The sequence below is a fragment of the Neobacillus oceani genome (assembly GCF_046237595.1).
Lineage (GTDB): Bacteria > Bacillota > Bacilli > Bacillales > Cytobacillaceae > Bacillus_D > Bacillus_D oceani.
The window spans coordinates 2567368-2593069 of record NZ_CP143543.1 but is presented as its reverse complement, the minus strand read 5'-3'; the positions used below and the strand labels follow the sequence as shown (position 1 = coordinate 2593069).

Below are 25702 nucleotides of genomic sequence, written 5' to 3'. Positions count from 1 at the left end.
AAACAGATAAAAAATCAGTTGCAAAAACCAGGGCATTTGCAATTACGCTTGAATCCTTTAAAATAAGAAAATAAGAATAAAACACAGAGGTGCCAATCCAATTTTGAGAGAAATTACAATAGAAGAACTATCTTCAGCCAAAAATCCAGTCTTAATCGATGTCCGTTCACCAATAGAATTTCAAGAAGGGGCCATACCCGGGGCTGTGAACGTACCATTGTTCACGGATGAGGAGAGGGCCAAAATCGGGACCCTTTACAAAAAAGAGGGATCCGATGCTGCCAAGTGGCTCGCTATGGAGATCGTATCTCCGAAAATCCCGCAATTGCTTCGGTCAATCCGTGAATACGCAGGCCCAACCGGTATGCCTGTCGTCCAATGCTGGCGCGGAGGGATGCGGAGTAAGGCGGTTACATCCTTCCTTGAATTTTCCGGCATTACAGCAAGAAGGCTCCAAGGGGGCTATAAGGCTTACAGGCAATACATTTTGAAAAGAATTCCCGAGCTGCTCCCTGATAAGTCAGTTGTGATCCACGGTATGACTGGCACCGGGAAGACCGAAGTGCTGCATATCCTCGCGCAAAAAGGTTATCCCGTTGTTGACCTTGAACACATGGCCGGCCACAGGGGATCAATATTCGGCGCCATCGGGCTAGGGGAAGGGAATACCCAAAAAATGTTTGACGCGCTATTATATGAGAGGCTTGCCGAATTGAACAAACCTCCTTATACAATCATGGAAGCCGAAAGCAAACGGATTGGGAGGATTGTACAGCCTGATGAATTGATGGATGTAAAAACGAACGGTATCCATATCCAAATCCATTTGCCGATTGAAGTCCGGATCAGCCATATTGAACAAGAATACATTACCCAGTACAAGGACGAGCCATGGTATTATGAAAAAGTAAAAGAAGCGTTGGTTCGCATCATGAAGCGAATCAAGTCCCAGGAAGCGAAAGCAAGGCTTGAAGAGTGCCTAGCCGAAAAGAATTATTCCGGGATGATCAGAATACTGCTAGAATCGTACTATGATCCGATGTATGAGCATAAACAGCTTGAATACTCTGGTGATTTCAAGGACATTCACGCAGAAACCTTCGAGGAAGCCGCGGCAAAAATCGAAGAATATTTAAAGGAATTGTCATTAGGCCCGGTAACACCGGTTCAAATCTAAGGTATAAAGCATCCATAATTAAGGGATGCTTTTTTGTTGCCCGAATAAGCAAAAGGTATGTAACCTGATTCAATCCTTTGAAATTTAAACAGCCGCCGGCATGGAGCCGGCGGCTGAGTTCACTTGGCGTTGTTAAGGTTTAATTACTTTACTTTTTGAAAGGCCTGAGCCCCCTGCGCTGAATTTCATCCTTCAGGATTTTAATCCATTCTTTCTCCGTTCCAGACTTCATTGCATCACGATACGAAACGACAAGCTGCTCATTGCTCATAATTTTCATTGGTTTGTAATGCCCTCCTTGGAAACGTAGATTGAATATTCAGTTTCTAACATTGTAAAGCTTTAACCGGATTTTGGGAAGGCTTTTTTGAAAAATAATTAAAAACAGTACAAAAGGACGGGCAATCCAACTTAATTACTAAAAGGTTGCTAACTTATCTTATTCCAAAAATATTCTGAGATGTTTCGGACAAATCTTACCCGTGGTAAAGAAAGATTGCCACCCTTTAAGAAAGAGGTAGAGAGAGATGAAAAAAAATAATGGGTTTTATAGGCTCAGCTACGGTAACGACTATTATACAAATTTGCAATTTATCCGAAAAGACCACATTTGCGATACTTCCTATATGACGTTCAAGGATACACTTAACGGGGAAGTTTTCACGTTTGAGACAGATAAGATTAGGGAGCTTCGATTTACTCGGATACTGGATATTCCGATGGCAACGTATACAGCCCCCCTTGCGGATAACGCCTCGCATTCATTATACTGATGTCAGATACTTTTTAAGGGGGTCCTATGAAATGCTTCATTTGAATTGGCACGAAAAAGAAACTGTGAAAAAAGTCAAATGCATTCACGCCAACGCAAAAAAATACATCGTAAACAATGTTCTTACGCCTGGTAACGTTTATGACGTTAAGAATGAAACGGATGAGTTTTACTTCGTTGTTGATAACACCGGTAAAGTTGGTGGGTATTACAAGGAATATTTCCAGGAAAGCTAAATGGGCTGCCGGTGAATCCGGCGGCTTTTTGCATTTTCGTGTCTTAAGGGGGAGACGGTTTTGGTGCTCATTCACGTGCCAATTAAAGGGGATCATGTAATTCTGGAGGAGATGGAAGCCGCCCATTCCGATGAATTGTGGGAGGCCGGCAAACCAACGGAGATATGGCGGTTCACTGCGACGAAAATTTTTACGGAAGGCGAAATGGAGCAGGCTGTCAAAACTGCCTTGGAGGAAAAAACCAAGGGCATCCAGTTTCCTTTTATTATACGAAGAAAATCGGATGGAAAAATTATCGGGAGTACACGATACCTCGATATTTCCCCGCAAAACAAAAGCCTAGAGATCGGCTGGACATGGCTGAATCCATCCGCATGGAAGACAGCCGTAAATACAGAGTGTAAATATCTTTTGTTGAAAACAGCGTTCGAGGGACTTGGAATGAATAGGGTACAGCTTAAAACGGATGGCAGGAATATTGTCTCACAAAAGGCAATTGAGCGGATTGGCGCGGTAAAGGAAGGGGTCCTCAGGCAGGAAAGGATGCTACAGGACGGGTTTATCAGGGATACGGTTGTATATAGCATTCTGGCTTCCGAGTGGACAACTGTTAAAAAGAGACTGCTGAAAAAGCTGGACAAGAGTTAAAACTTATTTTTACAGTGAAAGAAAGTGGTTAATTCATGGCATATGTCTTTGTTGGAATAGGTGGAGCAATCGGCAGCATCCTCCGCTACTTCCTTACATACCTTCATTCACCGGATTCGGCCATGCCCTATGGGACTTTATTCGTCAACCTGACAGGTTCTTTCGTGCTTGGCTGGTTCACAGCCAGGTTCGCCTCTTTTAAAAAGCTGCACCCGCACCTATCCGCCGCTTTTTCAACGGGGCTTATCGGCTCCTACACAACTTTTTCAACCTTTTCCCTGGAGATTGTTAACCTCGCGGATGCAGGGCATTATTTTTATTCGTTTGCCTATTTAGCCGTCAGCCTGGCTGGCGGGATACTCCTCTGTTGGCTTGGATACAAGGCGGCTTTTATGAAAAGAGAGGGCTAGCAAAGATGAAACTGCTATTGATTGCTGCCGGAGGGTTTTTCGGGGCTATCTTCCGGATGTTCCTTGCACGCCGGTTGAATGCAGGGGCAGGGATTCCTTACGGGACGATGCTTGCGAATTTTATTGGCTGTCTGATGCTCGGGTTCTTAGCGGGTAATGCGGCAAGCGGAAATCTGTACGCAATGTTCGGCATCGGCTTTACCGGCGCACTTACCACATTCTCCACGTTCATGCTTGAACTTGTTAAGGCCCCTGGGGGAAACTCCCGGCTGAAATATATTGTCGGAAGCCTGGGTGGCGGTATTATATTGGTTTATATAGGCCTCCTGCTTGGCGGGCTGTTTTAAAAGAAGTATCGGAATCGAATCCGGTGCTTCTTTTTTTACAAAACAAAATGAAACCAATTCCTGGCTTAGTCGTCTTAGGTGTAAGCGGAAACGGGGTGATAGCGGGTTGAACAGATTGAATCGCAATGAAAATGTAAATCGGGACGAAAAAGAGGCGTGGTTTGAGGAAATCATGGACCAATATGGCGACCGTTTAACCAAACTATCCTATAACTATACAAAGGATTGGAATCTGGCGGAGGATATCGTCCAGGAAGTCTTTATTACATGTTATAAGGAATATGAAAACTTGGAAAGAATCGTATCCTTTCAAGCCTGGATTTTCAGGATCACCATTAACAGATGCAAGGATATGGTGAAAAGTTCTTTTTTCAAACGGGTTTTTATTCATTCGGGCTTGCTTGCAATGGCAAAAAATCCGGAACCAACACCGGAAATGGCCGCATTAAAGAAAAATGAAGAAACATTTTTGTCAGAATGTGTTTTGGCGCTACCCGTTAAATACAGGGAAGTATTAATTCTCTATTATTATGAGGAATTATCGATTGAAGAAATAAGCGTGATTTTAAAAATGAATGGAAACACGATAAAAACCAGGCTGAATCGGGCAAGGCAGAAATTAAAAGCGCTGATGGAAAGGAGGAGGTAAAATGGAGAAGGAACTTAGAAACTTGCGGAAAGCGATGAACTCTACCACCCACCAAGGGATACACTTTACGGAAATACAGAAGGAGAAAATCAGGAACTCGCTTCGCCAAGAAATAAAAAATGCCAAACATAAACCTTCGCTCCGCCCTTACCTAATCACCGCATTGGCAGCCACCCTGTTTATCCTGCTTTTCCATCAGGATATCAATAAATCCTTTTTTGGCGGTCCAAATCAAGGGGCAGAGGAAACAATCCGGGATGATAGGACAAAGCCGGAAATCGATATGGTAGAGGAAGGGAGCAATACATTCGTCATTGAGTATGGATCCGACAATATGGACAGAGGGAACCATGATTTTCAATCTATTGGAAGACAGCTGAAACCAATTGTTATAAAAAAGACTAAAGAAGTTATGAGGGGAACGATTGTTTATTATAAATATCCTGGCGACAATGTTTCCTTTAATCCGCCGGACTATTACATGGGCCGGGTAGTGGGTCTTCCCGGTGAGACGGTCGAAATCATTGACGGCCAAGTATATGTTAACGACAAGAAACTTGAATCATTTTATGCGAAGAAAACAAGGTCGGGCCAGGATATGAAAACCTATCTTTCCCATGATCTTCCGCATTCTTCTATTACCGAAGAAGACTTTAAAGAGGACATGGGGCCCATTAAAGTGCCTCAATCAGCTGTCTTTGTTCTGAGCGATGACTGGTTTAGAGGGACCGACAGCAGACACTTCGGCCCGTTGGACATTTCGGCTATTGAAGGCAAGGTGCTTGGCTATTTAAAAGAAGAGATAAACAAGGTACGGCAAATGGATAAAATAAGCGGCGGCCAAATCGTCGAAATAGTTGAGTCGATTAATCCGTATGCGCTAAAGCCGGCCATGACTGCCGAAGAAAGATACCATCTAAGGCAGCAAATATACAAAAACCTTACCCTGGAGGAAATCGCAATTGTAAATGAACAGATTGGTACTTCTTCACTTTTGTTAACAGGGATTGTCGCGGATGATTTATATAAAAATCTTATAAACCAAAAGGATAAGAAATGGACTGTGTTGGAGGTTTCGGATTGCTACCATGTTCCCGAAAAATTGGCCAATGCAGCAAAATATGTTGATTATCTGCCGCTCCTGGATGATCTAAATACTGTTATGAAACTTTGCAAAGAAGGCGTGGCCGAGAGAAACGTCCTGAAACTTATCGATGCCAAGCGGATTTTACAGGATGTAGCCAACCATTTAATTGATGTTCCATATACAGGGGCGGGTGAAGGCGAAGTCGATTATGGCGAAAAACACGACCAATACTTTAAAGCCTCTAAGGCTTTGGAAGGAAGTCACAATTTGATAAGTGAATAAGCATCTGTTTAGTTCTGGTTTTTGGCATTTTACCCCTCCGACCTTTAACGGGGAAATGGCGTGAGAAGGATTTTTTTTTAAAAAAAACTTATTTAATTTGCTTGGAGGGGGAGAAGGAATTGGTATATGAGGGAATCGCGGTAGTTATCCTGTTGGCGGGAATTGGATTTGCATTTTTTCGCAGCACCAAAAGAGCAATGGGGTAGATAAGGGTTTGGGGGAAAACAACCATGCTTATTATTGCGCCATTTTTGTCTTGGCTTGGAGGCCGGTTTTTTGCAATGAGTGGAGGCAGTGGTTTTGCCATGGCAGGAGTTCTAATGATTATGTTTCCCATTCTCTTTGTAGTTGGGTTCATTCTATATTGGAAAGGGGCATAACCAAGCACCATGTTTTGACACAGCAAGATTATTTCTAGCGGTTTGGAAACAATGCTGCCTGATCTCTGGACAGCAAAGTGAAAATTCAAGTGCCCTGTGTCCAGAGAAGTTAAATCTCTGGACAGCAAAGTGAAAATTCAAGGGCCTTGTGTCCAGAGAAGCCAAATCTCTGGACAGCAAAGTGACAATTCAAGGACCGTGTGTCCAGAGAAGCCAAATCTCTGGACAGCAAAGTGAAAATTCAAGGACCGTGTGTCCAAAGAATCCCCATGTTTGGACACATAAAGGAAAACATGAGGCACTTTAGTCCAAAGGTGCCTCATGTTTTAGGTTGGAATTTGAAAAGAAAATTCCAAGCCACCTGGATCCAAGAAATCCTTCCTTGTTAGGCACATGTTATATTAATTCTACTTCTTTACCTCTTTAAACAGTTGAACCGTTCTTCTTAGGGTAGCATCTTTTCCTACGTTCCTATAGCCTTCCGCTTAGAAAAATTCTCCGTAAAATAACTCCACTAAAAAACATCCAAAAACCCAAAAGTATCGATAAATCATCCAATGCCCCCTCAAGAATTATTTCAACTCATATTTCCCTCCAATTTGAAACTTTTTAATAACCCCCCCTACATTTAAAAAGCCCGAGTAAACTTTGATGATAAAAATTCTTGCAAAATAACAATTTCTTCGTTAATATAAACAACATAACTTTAACATACTAAAGAATTAGAGAATTAGAGAATTAAAGAATCGAGGAGGAAACATCATGAAAAACGTAATCAAGTTCGTACTTATCCTTGCCGTAGCATTAATGGCAACCGCGTGCGGGGCAAAGCCGGACATTCCGGAGGCGGCTGGCAATGCTGCGGAAAAATCGGCAGCGAATGGGAACACATTGGACGAAATAAAGAAGAAGGGCGAGATTACCATCGCGGTTGACGATACGTTCCCGCCGATGAATTACAGGAACGACAAAAATGAATTGGTTGGTTTTGATATTGATCTCGCGAAGGCGGTTTCCGAGGAGCTTGGAGTTAAGGCTAATTTTATCCCTACCGCATGGGATGGAATCCTGCCTGGCCTTGACGCAAGACGCTATGACATTATCATGTCCTCAATGGGCATTACCGAAGAGCGGAAACAAAAAGTTGATTTTGTCGAATACTTGCGTTCGGGCCAGATTCTTGCTGTTCAAAGCGGTAACCCGCTCAATATTACCAAAAAGGAAGATTTGTCAGGAAAAATAGTAGGGGTCCAAATGGGCTCGACAAGTGAAAGTGCCGCGAAAGAGATTAAGGGCGTAAAAGAATTGAAGGCATATAACGGCTACACGGATGTCTTTAATGACCTTGCCCTGGGACGCATTGAGGGGGTAATCGTCGCGGAAGCAGTCGGTAGATACTATAAAACATTGAAACCGGAAGTTTTTGATGTTGCAGGCGAACCATTTATGAAGATGCCAGTCGGAATTGCTGTGCGAAAAAACGATGATACACTCGAAAAAGCATTAAATGATGCTGTCCAAAAATTAAAAGAGAATGGCACCTTCTCAAAAATCAGTAAAAAATGGTTTGGGGAGGATGTAACCAAGTAATAGACACCTAAGCTACCCTGAAGAGTGACAACAAATTTATTAAACCGAATTAGTTGTCGCTGAAAGCCTGATGAAAGAGTAAGGAGAGAAAATAATGGATTTTTTCACATTTGCGATTACCTATCTTCCCTATTTGCTAAAAGGGGCCCTCGTAACCATTGAAATTGCGGTTATCGGGATTGCGGCCGGCAGTATAATCGGCTTGTCTCTTGGACTTGGAAGGGTATCAAAGGTTAAAATTTTTTCAAAAATAAGCGGGTTATATATTTGGGCAGTCCGCGGAACACCGCTATTGCTGCAATTATTCGTTATCCACTTCGCCATTCCTTCGATGTTCAGCGCGCTGACGATGCCGCCATTCGTCTCAGCCTGCATTGCTCTGTCGCTGAACGCGGGTGCCTATATTGCTGAAATTGCGCGAGGCGCCATCCAATCAATTGACAAAGGGCAAATGGAAGCTGCAAGGTCTCTTGGGCTTAGTAACCGCCAGGCAATGCGGTATGTCATCATTCCGCAAGCTTTCCGCCGTATGCTTCCGCCGCTAGGGAATGAGTTCATCGCCCTTATCAAGGAGTCGTCCCTTGTTTCAACGATTGCGCTTTATGATTTGCTCCGTACCGGACAGCAAATCATCAGCAGCACCTATCGTTACATGGAGATTTTTATCATGGTTGGGGCAATCTATTTGTTGCTTACAACCCTCATGACAGCCGTGGTGGGAAAAATTGAACGGCGGGTAAGCGTTTATGAATGATGGAAAGCATAAATAGCAGTCACTTCAATTGTGGCAGTACAAAATGCCAATTGCCAAACTGGCATGAAATAGGTTAGTTTTAAAAGATAATGGGTTTTTGTTTTGAGAGCACTCCGGGAGAACGCCTTTTAATAAGGTCATTGAGTTCCCACGTTATTTTTTGGGAGGAAAATTTGATGGTAGCTGTGAACGAAGGATTGGCATCGGTAATCAAAGAAAAAGTTGAACGATTGTACCCAAGGCTGGTTGAAATGAGAAGGCAGCTTCATATGTATCCTGAATTGAGCAACCAGGAATACAAAACGACAAACCAGGTTAACGATTGGCTTGATGAATATGGAATAAAGAAAATCCCTTTAACACTTCCAACCGGCACGGCAGCGGAAATTAAAGGGAAGGAATCCGGACAGACGGTTGCCATCCGGGCGGATATCGATGCTCTGCCCATCCAGGAAGAATCCGAACTTCCGTACCGTTCGAAAATAGATGGAATCAGCCATATGTGCGGCCATGATGTCCATACTGTCATTGCCTTGGGTGCTGCCATTGTCCTACAGGAATGGCCGGAGAGCTTACTGGAAATGTAAGAATCCTCTTTCAGCCGGCCGAGGAGGCTGAAGGCGGTGCGGAAGGCATGATTCAGGAAGGCTTGCTTAAAGGGGTCAAGTCCATTATTGGCCTTCATAACAGCCCAGAATTGCCGACTGGTACAGTAGGGGTGAAAGACGGGTTTTTAATGGCCAGTGTCGACGATTTTTGGATTACCATTAAGGGTAAAGGGGGGCATGCGGCCCTTCCGGAAAAAACGATTGATCCGATTGTCATCGGAAGCGCGATTGTCGGGCAGCTCCAGACAATCGTGAGCAGGACAATATCCGCAAAGGAATCGGCGGTCGTGACTGTTGGTTCATTTCAAGTGGGAGCGACAAACAATGTCATTCCAGATACTGCGACCCTAAAAGGCACCGTTCGGACATCAAATGAGCAGGTAAGGCGAAAGATAGCCGAAGCCTTCAAACAGGTTGTGTCCAATACAGCCGCCGCACTTGGCGGGGAAGCAGAAATTGATTATCAATTCCTTTTGCCTGCTGTATTCAATGATGCAGAGGTCACAAGGATTGTCCGTGAAGTATCGGAATCAATTGTCGGCAAAGAGAAGACGGTTGTAGCCGAGCCGACGATGGGCGGGGAAGACTTTTCCTTTTACCAACAGGAAGTTCCAGGCTGCTATGTATGGCTTGGGTCCGGTAATGAAGAAAAAGGAATTAAAGAAATTTGGCACCACCCGAAATTCATGGTTGATGAGGATGCTATGAAGATTGGCGTGCAATTGATGGTCCAATCAGCAATCCGCCTGTTGGAAAACTAAAAAACCTTCCCGGAATTCAACGCTGGGAAGGTTATTACTTATTTTTGGAGTGAAATCTTCGCCTCTGCTTTAGGAGTTTGATATAGGCGTCTGCTAATCAGCGTTTGCACTATGAGGAACATACCGCCGACTGTCCAGTAGAGCGGAAGAGCGGCTGGTGCGTTCAGGGAAAACATGATGATCATGATTGGTGAAAGAAGTCCCATGAACTTCATTTGTTCCTGCTGCTGTGCGGGCATGCTTGATTGGGATACTTTAAATTGCAGGTAATAGATGAGCCCGGCAACCAAGGTTATTCCAATATCCGGGCTTCCCAGGCTGAACCAAAGGAAGCTATGGGAAGCAATTTCCGCCGAACTGCGGATCGCATAGTAAAAGCCAGTAAGGATAGGCATTTGTATTAGGATTGGCAGGCACCCCATATTCAAAGGATTGACGCCATGCTTTTGATACAGCGAGAAAGTTTGGCTCTGCAATTCCTTTTGCTTTGCAGGATCCTTTTCGGCCTTGATTTTCTTTTGCAATTCATCCAGTTCCGGTTTGAGGCTATCCATTTTCTCCTTCATGGCGATTTGGTTTTTATACTGTCGGAGCATGAGTGGCATAAGCGCAACCCTGATGATGAACGTAATAAGGATAATCGCAAGGCCGTAATTTCCGCCGAACAGTTCACCGAAGTAATGGATGGCCGCTCCGAATGGATGGACAAAGTAAGTTGTGAAAAAGCCCGTTTCCCCATTTGATGTTGATGAGCAGCCAGTCAAGGCTATAACTGCAATTAAAAGAAGTGTTGACAATAAAAGACTGTTTTTCCGTTTCATATTTCCTCCTGCTGAGTTAATTTGGATTAACTGGCAGGGAGGAAATGTGGTTCTTCCGAGTCGCCGCTTGAACCGTATTTAATACGTATATATTTTCCAATCCATATTAGGATGGAATTAACATTCTGTCTTAGGTTATTATCCTGGATTGTGGATTGGTTCAGCGCGGATAAGCTTGATTCATGTTTTTCAATTTCCGCGAAGGATATTTCCTTTCCTATATCAATTAGGAGCTTTAGGGCAATCCCAAGATAGATACCGGTATATAGCGCCGTCCAGGCATTTAGGTCATACAGTTCGGCAAGCAAGTCTATCATGGAACCACCTCCTTCTTGTAGATAGAAAAAGTATATAGCAGAACAGAAAAACAAGCAATGTGAATGAATGGGAAAAATTGTAGAACAAGTTGTCTATTTAGGCAAAAAAGAAGCTGTAAGTCAGCTTCTTTTTAAGCACTGTGTTTGATATTGTTTTCAACAGGAAAAAGCAGGTTGGCGGATACGAGCCGTTTCCTGACGCCAGCCCCAATCGATGCAGCAAGTGCTGCTTTAATGATGCCCACCGGAATGAACGGATAAAAACCGCCTTTTAGCGCAGCGGTCCATTCAAGGCCGGCGGACATTTTCAGCCATACAGTTCCGAAAGCAAGCGTAACAATCATTCCGATTGTGTTGGCAATCATTGCGTTTTTAACAGTGAAGGATGTCTTTTCCATATACCAGCCAATTAGGAAGGCGGTAGGGATAAAGCCGACGAGGTAGCCGCCAGTAGGGCCGAATAAAACCGAAATACCGGATTTCATTTCGGCGAAAACAGGCACGCCAACCGCCCCTAAGGCAAGATAGACGAGAATTGAAAGCGTGCCATAACGAGAGCCCAGGATTGTTGCCGCAAGTCCGATTGCCAGTGTTTGGCCTGTAATAGGCACAAGCGGCAAAGGAATCGTCATCTGTGCCAGCACTCCGGTAATTGCTGCGAATAAAGCAGCGAGGATCATCCTTCTTAATCGTAATTGGTCATTTGTCATTGTTACTCTCCCCAGTTCGTTGTGTTAACCGAATTTATGTATCGGTTGACACTTAACACTTTATTACGGGTAGAGGGGAATTGTCAACAATGAAAGTTCACCAATACGTTACTGTATCAAGCAATCCAATAAGGATCAGGAAAATACCAGCGGTTTTTTGGACAATCGCACCGATTTTTCGGCTCTTTCGTAAAAGGGCTCCATCCATTCCAAAGAACCAGACAATCATCAAAAAGACAATTAGCGGAAGGGAGGTGCCGACTGCGAAAATCGATGGCAGGATAACCCCGTATGAGGTGCTTAGGACTATTGGCATTAATGTGACAAAAAACAGGATGAACATCGTCGGGCAAAAGGAAATTGAAAACGCGGCCCCCATCAGGAATGAACCCCACTTTCCTCCAGAGCGGATGGAAGGGACAAATGAAAATAATTTTTCAAGGAACCCCAATTTAAACACCCCTGCCAAAAACAGGCCGAGGAGGATAATGAATGGGCCAATCACTTTCCTCGATGCAGCGAAGAAGGTTATCAGTGTATCCTGGAATTCCCGGCCAATCGCCCAGATGGACAACCCAAGCAAAGAGAATACAAATATTTTCCCGAGTATAAAAAAAACAGCGTTCGCAGCCTGCCCGGGTGCCTGGATGCTATTATTCCCATAAAAAGTGATGGCACTGATATTCCCTGTCAGCTGGCATGGCGCCAAAGCTCCGACAATTCCAAGCAGAAAGGCCGCGAGTACTGGAAGCTGGCCGGATGGGTCTAGCATTGACAAAAAAGGCGTGCTCAAGAAGTTGCTGATGTCGGTAAGGACTTGATACATAAAGCATATCCCCTAACTAGTATACTTCTTAAAAAATAGCATCAATGTATGGAGAACTATGCAGGATATGTTGGAATTTAATAATCCATGGTAAAATTCAAAAAGAAAATGCTGCCTGCTGACAGCATTTTTCTATTATGAAAGGGCGGGGGACTGCCATGACTTTGTAATAAGCTCATAGGCTTCCAGTACTTTCTCTTCGCTTGGCGGTTGAACATCCTTGAGCGGGTATTCATGGCCAAGCGCTTCCCATTTGTACACGCCGAGTTTATGGTATGGCAATATTTCAACCTTTTGGACATTTCCAAGCGTGCCTATGAAATCTCCCAATCTCACAAGATCTTCGGGCGCATCCGTCACGCCGGGAACGAGGACATGCCGTACCCAAGCGGGGATATTTTTGTCAGACAAGTATTTTGCAAACTCGAGGATATGGTCATTCGCCATACCCGTAAGATTGATATGTTTTTTCCGGTCAATATGCTTCAGGTCAAGAAGGACAAGGTCGGTGTATTCCATCAGTTCGTCTAGCTGGTCGAGGAAATGCCTCGAGCTGGAAAAACATCCGCCTGATGAGTCAATGGTTGTATGGATTCCCGCTTCTTTGCATTCCTTGAACAACTCGATCAGGAAAGGGACCTGGAGGAGGGGTTCACCGCCGCTCACCGTTATTCCTCCGCCTGACGCTTCGATGAAAGGGAGATAGGAACGGAGATCATCCATGATTTCAGAAACAGACATCTGCCTGCCGGTCCCTATTTCCCATGTATCGGCATTGTGGCAAAATTGGCAGCGAAGGAGGCATCCCTGGGTAAAAATTACGTAGCGGATTCCCGGCCCATCGACCGTTCCGAATGTTTCGATTGAATGAATATTTCCGTTCATTATTATTTCTCCTTTCAACTAAAGGGGGCGGGCCGTGGTCTAGCCAGCCCCTTTATGCCTTAAAGGGATTCATGGAATGTCCGGTTGATGACATCCATCTGCTGTTCCCTTGTAAGTTTAATAAAGTTCACCGCATAACCGGATACCCTGATTGTCAGCTGAGGATAGAGTTCCGGATGCTCCATTGCATCCATCAGTGTTTCCCGGTTAAAGACGTTGACATTGAGATGGTGGCCTTCCTTAATTGCGTATCCGTCAAGAATTGATACAAGATTGTTGATCCGGCTATCGTCTTCCTTGCCCAAAGCCTTAGGCACGATCGAGAACGTATTTGAGATTCCGTCAAGAGAATATTCATATGGAAGCTTTGCGACGGAAGAAAGGGAAGCTAGCGTTCCTTTTGTATCGCGGCCGTGCATTGGATTCGCGCCAGGAGCGAATGGTTCGCCCGCGCGGCGTCCGTCAGGTGTATTCCCTGTTTTCTTCCCATAAACGACGTTCGATGTGATTGTCAGCACCGACATCGTTGTCATGGAATTTCTGTATGTTTCATGCTTCTTGAGCTTGTTCATAAAGGTTTTTACAATATCCACGGCAATGTTGTCAACACGGTCATCGTTGTTTCCGTATTTAGGGTAATCACCATTCACCTCAAAATCGACGGCGAGGCCATTTTCATCACGGATAACTTTCACTTCGCTGTACTTAATTGCACTCAGCGAGTCTGCGACAACACTGAGACCCGCGATCCCCGTTGCCATCGTCCGGAGGATCTCTGAATCGTGAAGCGCCATTTCAATCCGCTCATAGCTGTATTTGTCGTGCATGTAATGGATGACATTCAGGGTATTGATGTAAAGTCCCGCCAGCCATTCCATCATATTATCAAACTTCTTCATGACTTCTTCATAGTCCAGTACATCGGAAGTGATTGGCGCGAATTCCGGGCCAGCCTGGATTTTCAGTTTTTCGTCGACGCCGCCGTTAATCGCGTACAGGAGCGCTTTTGCAAGGTTGGCGCGTGCTCCGAAAAATTGCATTTGCTTTCCAATGGCCATCGCGGATACGCAGCAGGCGATACCGTAATCATCGCCCCATTCAGGACGCATAATATCGTCATTTTCATATTGAATCGAGCTTGTTTGGATGGACATCTTGGCGCAATATTTTTTAAAATTTGCCGGCAGCTGAGTGGACCACAGAACAGTAAGGTTTGGCTCGGGAGCTGGTCCAAGATTATCCAATGTATGCAGGAAGCGGAAAGAGCTCTTCGTAACAAGAGGGCGTCCATCCAGGGCAATTCCGCCAATTGATTCGGTTACCCATGTAGGGTCGCCGCTGAACAATTCATTATAATCCGGTGTGCGCGCGAATTTCACAAGGCGCAGCTTCATGACAAAATGGTCGACAAGTTCCTGTGCTTCCGATTCTGTAAGCGTGCCGTTTTTCAGGTCGCGTTCAATGTAAATATCCAGGAAGGTTGATACTCGGCCAAGGCTCATCGCCGCTCCGTTTTGTTCCTTTATCGCCGCCAGGTAGCCAAAGTACAGCCATTGGAAAGCTTCGGCGGCATTGGAAGCAGGGGAGGAAATGTCATAGCCATAGCTTTTTGCTAGTTCTTTCAATTCATCAAGCGCCCGGATTTGTTCGGAAAGCTCCTCGCGGTGGCGGATTGTTTGTTCGCTCATAACACTGCTGGGTGATTTTAAGTCTTTCTTCTTCTCCTCGATAAGGAAGTCCACTCCATAAAGGGAAACCCTGCGATAGTCGCCGATAATCCTTCCGCGCCCATAGGCATCCGGCAGACCGGTGATAACGCCGACTTTACGGGCCAGCATCATTTCATCCGTGTAGGCATCAAATACTCCCTGGTTGTGCGTTTTGCGGAAGTCGGTGAAGATCCGCTCAACTTCCTCATTCAGTTTGTAGCCATATGCCTCACAGGCTGCTTTCGCCATGCGGATGCCGCCAAAGGGCTGCATGGAACGGTTAAACGGCTTGTCGGTCTGGAAGCCGACTACCTTTTCAAGGTCTTCGTTCAAATACCCAGGACCATGAGATGTAATGGTCGAGACGGTTTCGGTATCCATGTCCAGGACGCCGCCTTTTTCACGTTCCTGCGTTGTCAGCTCCATTACCTGCGCCCATAGTACATTGGTTGCGTCAGTCGCTCCGGCTAGAAAAGTATCATCGCCTTCGTAAAGAGTGAAGTTGTTCAGGATAAAGTCTCGGACGTTTACCTCTTTTGCCCATTTGCCAGTTTTGAATCCGTTCCAATGTTCAGCATGGTTTTTTTCGTTTTTGGTATTAACGATAGTGCTTTGAGCCATTGTGGTTCACCTCTTCATATATTTTCAAAACTATATAACAGTTTGATTGATATCATCTTACCTCGAGTATAACAGATGTCATGTGAGGAAAATCACCCTAAAATGGCTATAATTGTTACTATATTGTGAAACTTAGATTTTCCAAGGGTTGAGGCGACGTGTTGTTTTTTGAATTGTCGAAAAGTAGTAAACTGTATCAGTCCTGTTTTATAAAAATGCTAATCTGTTATACAAGAGAAATCCTTTAAAATCAACATTATTACCGTTTTGATAGTGAAAACACACTGTACAAAAATGGCAAACAAAAAGCTGCACGCCCACAATGAGCGTACAGCAATTCAGCTTCTAATCAACAACAATGTAGGCAATCATTGGGCCATGGTGTTCCTTGTCGGGGTGCACGTGACAAATTAGCCTGTATGTGCCTTCTTTATCAAAAGAAAGGTCAACCGCTGTTTCCTCACCCTTTTTAACGGTCCCCTTAATCGAAGTGTTTTCAATGCTAAACGGATGCTCTTTCCCATTCACCCCGTAAATGATTAAGCGTACTTTTTCTCCTTTTTCCATAAAAATTGTACCGGGATCCCATCTGTACGCTTCGATTTTTTTCCCGTTCGGCAAAGTTGCCATGAACTCGCCGGTAACCATGTGGATTTCCCTTGGCGGACTTCCTGCCGTTTCATTAAACACAACGGTTTCGCCTGCTTTTAAAAGCCACCAGCCGGCAGCTAAAACAATTCCAATCACCGCTACAAGAAAGAAAATCGCTGTTCCTTTTCGAATCGTTAAAAATTGCATGACGTTTCCTCCCCATAATTTGTCCTATTTCTAATTTATGCTGAATAGGCAGGTAAACTTGTCTATTTTTTCTGAAACATCCTTTATAATAAAAATGGGAATGGTTAATTGCCTCTAGAAACGCATCTCAGCTTAACCCCCTTGATAAAGGAATGAAGTTCAGCCAAGCGGGAGGAGGAAGCAAAAATGAAAGCGGAAACAAAAAGCAAGGTTGTAAGGTACAGAGGTTCCGAACTTAATACGAAAGGGTGGATTCAGGAAGCCGCCCTCAGGTTGTTGATGAACAATCTGGATGAGGAAGTGGCCGAAAATCCTGATGAGCTGGTTGTGTACGGAGGGATTGGCAAAGCGGCGAGGAATTGGGATTGCTTTAATGCGATAGTCTCAGCTTTGAAGAAACTCGAGAGCGATGAAACTCTGCTGATTCAGTCGGGAAAGCCTGTGGCCGTTTTTAAATCACACACAGACGCTCCAAGGGTCCTTATCGCAAATTCGAATCTAGTTCCAGCCTGGGCTAATTGGGACACATTCCATGAACTCGACAAAAAGGGTCTCATGATGTACGGCCAAATGACCGCGGGTAGCTGGATATACATAGGAAGCCAGGGGATTGTCCAAGGAACGTATGAGACATTTGCCGAGCTTGCCAGGCAACATTTCTCGGGCAGCCTGAAACATACGATTACGTTAACTGCCGGACTGGGCGGAATGGGCGGCGCCCAGCCATTGGCGGTAACGTTAAATGGAGGGGTTAGTTTGGCGATTGATACGGATATCCACCACATTCAGCGCAGGATTGAAACCAGGTACCTGGACGTTGTCGCCGATTCGCTTGAGGACGCTCTTTTTAAGGCAAAGGAAGCGAAACATCAGGGGCAGGCGCTTTCAATCGGGTTGGAAGGGAATGCGGCTGAAATATTACCGAAAATGCTTGAGTTAGGCTTTATTCCTGATGTCCTCACCGACCAAACATCCGCGCATGATCCTCTCAATGGCTATATACCGGTGGGCTACTCGCTGGAAGAAGCAGCCCAATTCCGTGAAAACGACCCGGATGGCTATGTGAAAAAGTCTTGTGAGAGCATGGCGGCGCATGTAAGGGCAATGCTTGAGATGCAGAAAAAGGGCGCGATAACCTTTGATTACGGAAACAACATCAGGCAGGTCGCGAAGGATGCAGGGGTTGAAAATGCTTTTGATTTCCCGGGATTTGTACCTGCGTACATCAGGCCTTTATTCTGTGAGGGGAAGGGACCGTTCCGCTGGGTGGCGCTGTCGGGCGATCCTGAGGATATTTATAAGACGGATGAAGTCATCCTGCGTGAATTCGCGGACAACGAGCATCTTTGCAACTGGATAAGGATGGCAAGAGAAAAAATCCAGTTCCAGGGACTGCCTTCTAGGATTTGCTGGCTAGGTTACGGAGAGAGGGCGCGCTTTGGAAAAATCATCAACGATATGGTCGCGAGCGGCGAACTGAAAGCGCCAATCGTCATCGGAAGGGACCATCTTGATTCCGGATCGGTTGCTTCCCCGAACAGGGAAACGGAAGGGATGGCGGATGGAAGCGATGCGGTTGCGGACTGGCCGATTTTGAACGCGATGATCAACGCGGTTGGCGGTGCTAGCTGGGTATCGGTCCATCATGGGGGCGGCGTCGGCATGGGCTACTCCCTGCATGCCGGAATGGTAATCGTAGCGGATGGAACAAAAGAGGCCGAGCAGAGGCTCGAACGCGTTCTGACGACCGACCCTGGAATGGGCATTGTACGACATGTCGACGCGGGGTACGATTTGGCAGTCGACGCTGCTAGGAAGAATGGGCTTAACATTCCTATGATAGACTAGCCCCTTGCTGATTGAAGGGCAACTAGTAGGAAAAGGGGAAATGCGTGTATGTCGAAAACAATTTTTATAAAAAACGCCTCACAGGTGATTACTGTAAAAGGATTTTCAGAGAAACCCGCCACCCGCGGCGAGATGGCCAATCTCTCGATTATTGAAAATGGTGCTGTCCTCCTAACCGACGGGAAAGTCGCGGCGGTTGGCACTTATGAGGAAGTGAAAGAGAAGGCTGGCGGCCAGTTGGATGAGGCTGACATTATAGATGCGTCCGGGAAGATTGTCCTTCCCGGCCTCGTCGACCCGCATACCCATCTAGTCCATGCGGGAAGCAGGGAAGATGAGTTTGGGATGCGCCTGAAGGGCGCGACCTATATGGAAATTATGGAAAGTGGCGGCGGAATCCATGCCACAACTTCAAGGACCAGGGCCGCTTCCGAGGAAGAGCTTTTTAGCGAAGGAATGAAAAAGCTTGATTCTTTCCTTTTGCACGGTGTGACGACGGTTGAGGCGAAAAGCGGCTACGGACTCGATTGGGAAACGGAATACAAGCAGCTCCTTGTTGCGAAAAAATTAAATGAAGCTCATGCAGTGGATGTTGTTAGTACATTCATGGGCGCGCATGCCATCCCGGCCGAATATAAAGGCGACCCCGACAAGTTTATCGACTTAATCATTGATGAAATGCTGCCAAAAGTCGCGGCGGAAGGGCTTGCCGAATTCAACGATGTGTTTTGCGAGCGTGGGGTTTTTACCCCTGAACAGTCAATGCGGCTCCTTGAAGCAGGAAAGAAATTCGGCCTGACTCCGAAAATCCATGCCGACGAAATTGAGCCATATGAGGGGGCTGAACTTGCTGCCGAAGTTGGCGCGATTTCCGCGGACCATTTACTGAAGGCTTCGCAAACAGGAATCGACAGGATGGCGGAAAAAGGCGTAATGGGCGTCCTTTTGCCAGGTACGGCGTTTTTCCTAATGGCTGAAAGCGCGAATGGCAGGAAAATGATTGATTCGGGTGTTGCTGTAGCTTTATCAACTGATTTTAATCCAGGCTCTTCCCCAACAGTGTCGATGCCGCTAATCATGAATCTTGCCTGCCTGAGGATGGGCATGTCGCCAGAGGAAGTTATCACAGCCGCGACGATTAACGCAGCCCATGCGATTGGCCGGTCAGACAGGGTAGGCAGCATTGAGACAGGAAAACAGGCGGATATCCTGATTGCGAATGTACCGAATTATAAAAGGCTTCAATACAACTACGGAATGAATCATACGGATACCGTCATAAAAAATGGGGAAATTGTAGTAAAGGATGGAGTGTTGTGTTAAGAGATTTTCTGGAACCCGCTCAGTTAGCTTGGCGGAAGGATGAGCAGGCAAAAGACCCAAAGGTAAAGGACTGGATCTCCCAGGCGAGTGCGGATTACGCTTTTAATGAAAGCGGTTGGGATATTGCAGTGATGGGGGTTCCGCTTTCCCGCTCGTCAATTTCGGTTTCAGGCGCATCCGAATTCCCTGAAGCCTTCCGGCGGGCATGGGGCGGATTTTCAACTTACAATCTTGATTATGGGACAGAGCTGGCTCGGATGAAGGTTCTTGATGTCGGCAATGTGAAAATGCATTTTACCGATATAGCAAAATCGCATGAGAAAATTACCCAGGCGATGAAGTCCCTACGGGTAGAACTTCCGGATGCCTTTCCGGTATCCATAGGCGGTGACCATTCTGTCACAGCCAGGCTCATATCCGGCCTGAAAGCCGCCCATCCCGATAAAGAAATAGGCGTTCTGCAATTCGATACCCACCTTGATTTAAGGGATATTGCTGACCACGGTCCGACGAATGGGACCCCTATCCGCTTTTTAATTGAAAACGGGGTAATTAAGGGGAGTAATGTTTTTAATATCGGTCTGCACGGGTTCTTTAACGGACAGACTCTTTTGTCATATGCAAAAGAACATGGAGTCAACTGCATTACGTTGCGTGAAGCTCGGAGGAAAGGGATTGCGGAAACGGTTCAGAAGGCGGTTGCTGAACTTTCATCCAGGGTTGATTGCATTTACGTAACTGTCGACATGGATGTCCTCGACATTGCTTTCGCACAGGGAGTCCCCGCGTCGACCCCGGGGGGGATGGCTTCGCATGAATTATTCGAGGCTGTTTATGAAGCGGGCCTTTCAGAGAAGGTTGTGGCCATGGACATTGTCTGCCTCGATCCAACGAAGGATACGCCCGCGCAGGCAACGGTTAAAACAGGAGTTTATACTTTCCTGACATTTTTGACGGGACTCAGGAATCGGGGGAGCTGACGTCTGAATACGGAACGAGGAAAAGAACGCCCTCAGTGGAAATGACAGCGTACCGGATATTCTTGGCTTCCAAGCCTTTTGCATATAGGTAGCCTTCAAACCAGGAGATGAATTGGCCATGATACGTCCGGTACAGGCAGGCTCCATCACGAATCATTTCGGCCGGCATCTGAACGCCTTTCAGAATGTATTCCGGAATTGGGTATGCGTCGCTCCCCTTATCGAGGGGGGCTTTTTTTTCGATTGAAAGAATCCCGTTCGGCTCGAGTATGGCTTTTTTGACTTCAGAAACCGCAAAGATGCCATTCTCCCTCAATTGCTGGTATAACCCCTGTTTTGCCATTTTTACGCTTGCCAGGTTCCTCTCATTGATTTTTCCATCCTGAATCAGGATGGACGAGGGGCCGGAAAGAATTTTATAGAAAAATGGGGACCGATACGTACCAATAGCTGCAAGATAATACAGGATAACAAGTGTACCGAATGAGCAAAGCATCGGGAAAAATTTCAAGTTTACATTAAAGCCCATATTCGACACAAGCGATCCGGCGGTAATGGCCATCGCCATATTAAAATGGTTCTTGTGCGCGTTGATTTGCCTGCCGTACAAGGCGAGGATGAAGAGCAATAGGATAAATGAAACAGCCGTTCTCAAGATGGATGAAGCAATCTCTTCCACAAAAGCACTTCCCAACAATTGGTTTAGATGGCGGGTGTAGTTTTCCATGTCTCGAAGGAATTATGCAGCCTCTATTTGCTTTTTAAAAAGGAAGAAAGATAGAGCATGATAAATGAAATGATGATCAGTAATGCAACCAGCAACCATGCTTCATCTGTTCTGCCGGATTCCATGGCCATATAAATCGCAATCGGAGCCGTCTGTGTTTTCCCGGGAATATTCCCGGCAAACATAAGGGTAGCACCGAATTCCCCAAGCGCCCGGGCAAAACTTAAAATCCCACCGGTGATTAAGGCTTTTGCGGAAAGGGGCATGGTAATATGTATAAACGTCCTCCATTTTCCCGCCCCATCCATTTTGGCGGCTTCTTCAATTTCTGGATTGATGGATTCAAAGCCTGCTTTTGCCGACTGGTACATTAACGGAAATGCGACAACGGTCGAAGCAAGCGCCGCCGCCCACGGTGTAAACATGATAGGATGACCGAAAATCCCTTCAATCAAAGAGCCGATAGGGCCATGCTTTCCAAAAAGGACAATAAGCAAAAACCCGACAACGGTCGGGGGAAGGACGACGGGGAGCAAGAAAAACGTTTCCACGGCAGTTTGCCCGCGGAATCTTTTGCCAGCCATTATCCTCGCAAGTAAAACCCCGAGCGGAAAAGCTAGGCCAAGGGCGATAGAGGCCGTTTGAATTGAGAGAATAATAGAATTAACCAAATCTGTTCCATCCAGTCACATATGTAGTACCGCCTTAAGGGCGACTTGTCTTCCCATATCCCGGACCGGTATGGAAAGACAGTCTTAATTTAACAAAGAAAAGCGGTCCTGTCACTTGAAAAATAATCTGGTTAACCGATCCTGTTTTCAACAAGGTTGCAAACTTCTTCCGCCGAAAGGCCGTTCGCCTCGATAACAGGAGCCTGTGTCACCGTATCTTGCATCCCCATCATGTTAGAGTCAAGGCCGGTAATTACACAGCACGCACAGTCAGCGGCATCCGACTCCTGCTTCAGTTCAATCACGTCATGTCCCCGTTCCCTCAAGGCTTGCTGGACATTGCCAAGGGACTGTTCCACACCTATTTTTGCCATAAATCCACACCTCCTTCGCCCATATCTTTCCCATTTTTGAATAAATGATGCGGCAGGGCTCACCCTAAAGGATGGGAGGTGTAATGAAATGGGAAAACGAAAGCAGGATCCATCCACAATTGGGCTGAATTCATCCGAGGTGGAAGGGCAGGGAACCACGGACAGGGAAACCGGCAGCAAGAAAGCCCCCTCGTCCAGGAATAAGCAGAAGCGGTCATAGTCTATTTGTTGAGGCGGAACTCTTTTGGATAGGGTTCTGTCTTTTTTATTAAAGGGGGTTTTGTAAAGTTTGGGTGGAAAAACTTTGATGATTTTTTTAGAAAAGAAAACCTGTATACAATGTATTTACGTTGATAAATTGCTTTCTGGTTTTCTGAGAATTTAGATAAAGGCAAATGGATAAAAAAATGGGGCGAATGATTTGAAAAATGGGGTGAAAGAAATGAAATTGGGGGCGAATAAAAAAATTTTTGGTATTTTGCGAACTGCCTATATTAAAAAACAGCCTACTTTTTACATTTAATGTTAAAATCGTGTCTATTTTTCAACATTCTTCAATATATGAAGGAGAACAATCCCCATTTCGAGAAGAAATAAAGCGAAATAGAATGAAAGGAGTTGTTTTTTTGCTAATAAAAGCCCGCGGGGTTCCAATTTGGATCCAATGCCTCGAAGCCCTCCTCCGTTTGTTGCCCCAAGACCACCGATTAATCCCTGATATCCGCCGAAACTTGAAATACCGCCAAAAAGGATACAAAGGTGAAAAAAGTTCCGATTACTATGCCAGCCTACTCGACCAAAAGGAATTTCTTATCCTCCATGATTTAACCCTTGTCCACAAAAAACTCCGTTTTCAAAGCGATACCCTCATCCTAACTGCAAGGTTCTTCCTGATTATTGAAATTAAAAGCCTTGAAGGGGAACTGTTCTTCAACAATGAGACCGGCCAGCTTACTGTTTCCCGCCATGAAACAGTAACGGGTGCGGATAATCCACTTATCCAGGCGTTAAACCACTGTATACAGCTGAGAGGATGGCTCGAGGATAGAAAAATCAATGAAATTCCGATAGAACACCTCGCCATTATCAGTAACCCTCGGGCTGTCATAAGGTGCAGCAACTATGAAACAGCGAGGCATGTCGGCACGGACAAAAGCCTTCCGTTAAAAGTCATGGAGCTATCCAAGCGGTATAAAAAAGAGCTGCTTACTGAAAAAGAACTTAAAAAGATTGCCAAAGCCTTTAAAAAGGCGCATTCACCTCAGCCAATTAATATTATGGGTTTTTATAAACTTAAGCACGACGAACTACTAAAATATATCGCTTGCACAAATTGCGGCTTCAGGCCAATGGTCAGAGTGAGGGGTTTATGGCACTGCGTTAATTGTTTTGCAAATTCAAAAGCTGCCCATGTAGAAGTTATTACTGATCATTTACTTGTTAAAGGTAACCGGATAACAAACCGGGAATGCCGTGACTTACTGGGAATAACTTCAGTTAAACTGGCAAATAAACTGCTAACGGGCATGAATCTACACAAAGAGGGCAACACACGGAGCAGGTCATATTCACTAAAATTGCAATAGCACCCCAAACAAAAAAACAGGAGCTAAATGCCCCTGTTTTAAAAGTTTAATACATTTTCGCGACCTGTTCCTGAATGTCTTTGTTTTCCAGGTATTCGTCGTACGTCATCTGCTTATCGACCAGGCCGGATGGCGTCAATTCAAAGATGCGGTTCGCAATCGTCTGGATGAATTGGTGGTCATGCGAAGCAAATAGGACAGAGCCTTTAAAGTTGATCAAACCGTTGTTCAATGAAGTGATGGATTCGAGATCAAGGTGGTTTGTCGGTTCGTCAAGAAGAAGCACATTCGCGCCTGAAAGCATCATTTTGGATAGCATGCAACGTACCTTTTCGCCACCGGAAAGGACGCTAGCTTTTTTGAGTACCTCTTCACCCGAGAAGAGCATCCTTCCAAGGAAGCCGCGCAGGAAGCTTTCGCTGTCATCCTTCGGTGAGAATTGGCGGAGCCAATCGACAAGATTCAGGTCGCTGTTCTCGAAAAAGATTGAGTTATCCTTCGGGAAATAAGCCTGCGAAGTCGTGATTCCCCATTTAAAGGATCCTGCATCCGGCTCCATTTCACCCATCAATATTTTGAAAAGGGTTGTTTTAGCCAATTCATTCGTACCGACCAAAGCAATTTTGTCATCCTTGTTCATCGTAAAGCTGATATTATCAAGGACTTTTACGCCATCAATCGTTTTTGTCAAGCCTTCCACCATAAGGAGGTCGTTCCCGATTTCCCTTTCAGGAGTAAAGCCCACATATGGGTATTTACGCGAAGAAGGCTTAATGTCATCCAGAGAAATTTTATCAAGGAGTTTTTTACGGGAAGTCGCTTGCTTCGATTTTGACGCGTTGGCGCTAAAGCGCGCAATGAAGGCTTGCAATTCCTTGATTTTTTCTTCCTTCTTCTTGTTTTGATCGTGCGCCATCCTGCTGGCTAACTGGCTGGATTCGTACCAGAAATCGTAGTTTCCTACATAAATTTGGATTTTGCCGAAATCGAGGTCGGCGATATGGGTACAAACCTTATTCAAGAAATACCTGTCATGGGAAACAACGATGACTGTGTTTTCAAAATTAATCAGGAACTCCTCGAGCCATTGAATGGCTTTAATGTCGAGGTGGTTCGTCGGCTCATCTAGAAGAAGGCCATCCGGCTGGCCGAATAAAGCCTGGGCAAGCAGGACCTTCACTTTTTCCGAACCGGAAAGCTCCGCCATTTTTTTATCATGAAGGGATTCATCAATGCCAAGGCCTTTCAGGAGAATTGCCGCTTCAGACTCAGCCTCCCAGCCGTTCAGCTCCGCGAATTCGCCTTCGAGTTCAGCTGCGCGCATGCCGTCTTCATCGCTGAAATCTTCTTTCATATAAATGGCATCCTTCTCCTGCATGACTTCGTATAGGCGAGTATGGCCCATAATAACCGTCTTCAGGACTTCATGCTCCTCGTATTCAAAGTGGTTCTGTTTTAAGACAGCCATCCTTTCGCCGGGGCCAAGGTGTACTGTACCTGTTTGGGATTCGATTTCACCTGATAGAATCTTGAGGAACGTTGATTTGCCCGCTCCATTGGCGCCAATCAATCCATAGCAGTTCCCTGGGGTGAATTTTATGTTAACATCCTCGAATAATTTTCTATCTCCGTACCGTAAGCTTACATTACTGACTGTTATCATAGCATCCTCCAATAGACATAATCTACAAAATTATACCATGATTATTAGAAGGGTGCTAACACTTTAAAATGGTCTAATTTTGGAAATGGAGTTTTTGTGCCCGGTTCAGAGGGTATAAGGAATCGACCAAACAAATGTTACT

At 45.4% G+C, this 25702-nt stretch carries 27 protein-coding genes and 1 pseudogene; 16 read left to right on the top strand and 12 right to left on the bottom strand.

From position 1 onward, the window contains the following. The first annotated feature begins 103 nt into the window (after positions 1–103). Positions 104–1177, top strand: a complete 1074-nt coding sequence (gene mnmH / locus V1499_RS12950) for a tRNA 2-selenouridine(34) synthase MnmH (protein ID WP_409270326.1) — start codon at positions 104–106, stop codon at positions 1175–1177. 148 nt (positions 1178–1325) lie between these two features. On the opposite strand, the gene sda is transcribed toward mnmH, so the two are convergent. Further along, a complete protein-coding gene (gene sda / locus V1499_RS12945; protein ID WP_048825127.1) occupies positions 1326–1457 on the bottom strand; it encodes a sporulation histidine kinase inhibitor Sda in 132 nt (43 codons plus the stop codon). Positions 1458–1704: 247 nt separating this feature from the next. Here sda and V1499_RS12940 point away from each other — a divergent pair, with 247 nt between their 5' ends. The 10 genes and pseudogenes from V1499_RS12940 (at position 1705) to V1499_RS12895 (ending at position 9701) form a co-directional block, all read left to right on the top strand. Continuing rightward, positions 1705–1950: a hypothetical protein gene (locus V1499_RS12940; RefSeq protein ID WP_409270325.1), complete on the top strand. Its 246-nt coding sequence runs from the start codon at positions 1705–1707 to the stop codon at positions 1948–1950. 31 nt (positions 1951–1981) lie between these two features. Continuing rightward, entirely contained in the window at positions 1982–2185 is a 204-nt protein-coding gene (locus V1499_RS12935) for a DUF6501 family protein (protein WP_409270324.1), read from the top strand. A 63-nt stretch (positions 2186–2248) separates the two neighbouring features. Continuing rightward, positions 2249–2833: a GNAT family N-acetyltransferase gene (locus tag V1499_RS12930; RefSeq protein ID WP_409276294.1), complete on the top strand. Its 585-nt coding sequence runs from the start codon at positions 2249–2251 to the stop codon at positions 2831–2833. 35 nt (positions 2834–2868) lie between these two features. Further along, positions 2869–3243, top strand: a complete 375-nt coding sequence (gene crcB, locus V1499_RS12925) for a fluoride efflux transporter CrcB (protein WP_409270323.1) — start codon at positions 2869–2871, stop codon at positions 3241–3243. A 5-nt stretch (positions 3244–3248) separates the two neighbouring features. Continuing rightward, entirely contained in the window at positions 3249–3590 is a 342-nt protein-coding gene (locus tag V1499_RS12920) for a fluoride efflux transporter FluC (protein WP_409270322.1), read from the top strand. 106 nt (positions 3591–3696) lie between these two features. Further along, positions 3697–4239, top strand: coding sequence for a sigma-70 family RNA polymerase sigma factor (locus V1499_RS12915; RefSeq protein ID WP_409270321.1), 543 nt, complete (start codon positions 3697–3699; stop codon positions 4237–4239). A 1-nt stretch (position 4240) separates the two neighbouring features. Continuing rightward, positions 4241–5608, top strand: coding sequence for a signal peptidase I (lepB, locus tag V1499_RS12910; RefSeq protein ID WP_409270320.1), 1368 nt, complete (start codon positions 4241–4243; stop codon positions 5606–5608). Between the two features lie 1142 nt (positions 5609–6750). Next, on the top strand, positions 6751–7578 hold the full coding sequence (locus tag V1499_RS12905) for a substrate-binding periplasmic protein (RefSeq protein ID WP_409270319.1): 828 nt from the start codon (positions 6751–6753) through the stop codon (positions 7576–7578). Between the two features lie 94 nt (positions 7579–7672). Next, positions 7673–8332 carry an amino acid ABC transporter permease gene (locus tag V1499_RS12900; protein ID WP_409270318.1) on the top strand — a complete coding sequence of 220 codons (660 nt, stop codon included), beginning with the start codon at positions 7673–7675 and terminating at the stop codon, positions 8330–8332. A gap of 89 nt (positions 8333–8421) precedes the next feature. After that, a pseudogene (locus V1499_RS12895) lies at positions 8422–9701 on the top strand (M20 metallopeptidase family protein). Between the two features lie 38 nt (positions 9702–9739). On the opposite strand, the gene yidC reads toward V1499_RS12895, so the two are convergent. The 7 genes from yidC to V1499_RS12860 all read right to left on the bottom strand — a co-directional run bounded on the left by yidC (position 9740) and on the right by V1499_RS12860 (position 16388). Then, positions 9740–10522 carry a membrane protein insertase YidC gene (gene yidC, locus V1499_RS12890; RefSeq protein WP_409270317.1) on the bottom strand — a complete coding sequence of 261 codons (783 nt, stop codon included), beginning with the start codon at positions 10520–10522 and terminating at the stop codon, positions 9740–9742. A 26-nt stretch (positions 10523–10548) separates the two neighbouring features. Continuing rightward, the gene (locus V1499_RS12885; protein ID WP_409270316.1) at positions 10549–10839 is read right to left on the bottom strand and encodes a hypothetical protein; all 291 of its coding nucleotides are present in this window, start codon (positions 10837–10839) and stop codon (positions 10549–10551) included. A 131-nt stretch (positions 10840–10970) separates the two neighbouring features. Continuing rightward, positions 10971–11549 (bottom strand): biotin transporter BioY, encoded by a 579-nt coding sequence (locus tag V1499_RS12880; protein ID WP_409270315.1) that lies wholly within the window; start codon positions 11547–11549, stop codon positions 10971–10973. Positions 11550–11646: 97 nt separating this feature from the next. Continuing rightward, the gene (locus V1499_RS12875) at positions 11647–12375 is read right to left on the bottom strand and encodes a sulfite exporter TauE/SafE family protein (protein WP_409270314.1); all 729 of its coding nucleotides are present in this window, start codon (positions 12373–12375) and stop codon (positions 11647–11649) included. A 135-nt stretch (positions 12376–12510) separates the two neighbouring features. Then, entirely contained in the window at positions 12511–13260 is a 750-nt protein-coding gene (pflA, locus tag V1499_RS12870; RefSeq protein ID WP_409270313.1) for a pyruvate formate-lyase-activating protein, read from the bottom strand. A gap of 59 nt (positions 13261–13319) precedes the next feature. Then, entirely contained in the window at positions 13320–15590 is a 2271-nt protein-coding gene (gene pflB / locus V1499_RS12865; protein ID WP_409270312.1) for a formate C-acetyltransferase, read from the bottom strand. A 345-nt stretch (positions 15591–15935) separates the two neighbouring features. After that, on the bottom strand, positions 15936–16388 hold the full coding sequence (locus V1499_RS12860; RefSeq protein ID WP_409270311.1) for a cupredoxin domain-containing protein: 453 nt from the start codon (positions 16386–16388) through the stop codon (positions 15936–15938). A 186-nt stretch (positions 16389–16574) separates the two neighbouring features. Here V1499_RS12860 and hutU point away from each other — a divergent pair, with 186 nt between their 5' ends. Genes hutU through V1499_RS12845 form a run of 3 tightly spaced genes read left to right on the top strand, consistent with a single transcriptional unit; the run spans position 16575 to position 20539 of the window. Next, positions 16575–18236 carry a urocanate hydratase gene (gene hutU, locus V1499_RS12855; RefSeq protein ID WP_409270310.1) on the top strand — a complete coding sequence of 554 codons (1662 nt, stop codon included), beginning with the start codon at positions 16575–16577 and terminating at the stop codon, positions 18234–18236. Between the two features lie 48 nt (positions 18237–18284). After that, complete coding sequence (gene hutI, locus V1499_RS12850; protein ID WP_409270309.1) at positions 18285–19559, top strand: imidazolonepropionase; 1275 nt, start codon at positions 18285–18287, stop codon at positions 19557–19559. Beyond that, positions 19553–20539, top strand: a complete 987-nt coding sequence (locus V1499_RS12845; RefSeq protein WP_409270308.1) for an agmatinase family protein — start codon at positions 19553–19555, stop codon at positions 20537–20539. Before hutI ends, V1499_RS12845 begins: the two co-directional genes overlap by 7 nt. On the opposite strand, the gene V1499_RS12840 is transcribed toward V1499_RS12845, so the two are convergent. The 3 genes from V1499_RS12840 to V1499_RS12830 form a co-directional block, all read right to left on the bottom strand. Continuing rightward, positions 20520–21218, bottom strand: a complete 699-nt coding sequence (locus V1499_RS12840) for a DUF421 domain-containing protein (protein ID WP_409270307.1) — start codon at positions 21216–21218, stop codon at positions 20520–20522. The two genes, V1499_RS12845 and V1499_RS12840, sit on opposite strands and share 20 nt — an antisense overlap. Positions 21219–21289: 71 nt before the next feature. Then, positions 21290–21937, bottom strand: coding sequence for a molybdate ABC transporter permease subunit (gene modB / locus V1499_RS12835; protein ID WP_409270306.1), 648 nt, complete (start codon positions 21935–21937; stop codon positions 21290–21292). Between the two features lie 131 nt (positions 21938–22068). Further along, on the bottom strand, positions 22069–22311 hold the full coding sequence (locus V1499_RS12830; protein ID WP_409270305.1) for a YkuS family protein: 243 nt from the start codon (positions 22309–22311) through the stop codon (positions 22069–22071). Positions 22312–22399: 88 nt separating this feature from the next. Here V1499_RS12830 and V1499_RS12825 point away from each other — a divergent pair, with 88 nt between their 5' ends. Together V1499_RS12825 and V1499_RS12820 are read left to right on the top strand one after the other, a co-directional pair. Continuing rightward, positions 22400–22531 carry a YuzL family protein gene (locus tag V1499_RS12825; protein WP_409270304.1) on the top strand — a complete coding sequence of 44 codons (132 nt, stop codon included), beginning with the start codon at positions 22400–22402 and terminating at the stop codon, positions 22529–22531. Between the two features lie 406 nt (positions 22532–22937). Beyond that, entirely contained in the window at positions 22938–23897 is a 960-nt protein-coding gene (locus tag V1499_RS12820; RefSeq protein WP_409270303.1) for a nuclease-related domain-containing protein, read from the top strand. Between the two features lie 46 nt (positions 23898–23943). On the opposite strand, the gene V1499_RS12815 is transcribed toward V1499_RS12820, so the two are convergent. Continuing rightward, positions 23944–25560, bottom strand: coding sequence for an ABC-F family ATP-binding cassette domain-containing protein (locus V1499_RS12815; RefSeq protein WP_409270302.1), 1617 nt, complete (start codon positions 25558–25560; stop codon positions 23944–23946). Between the last annotated feature and the right edge of the window lie 142 nt (positions 25561–25702).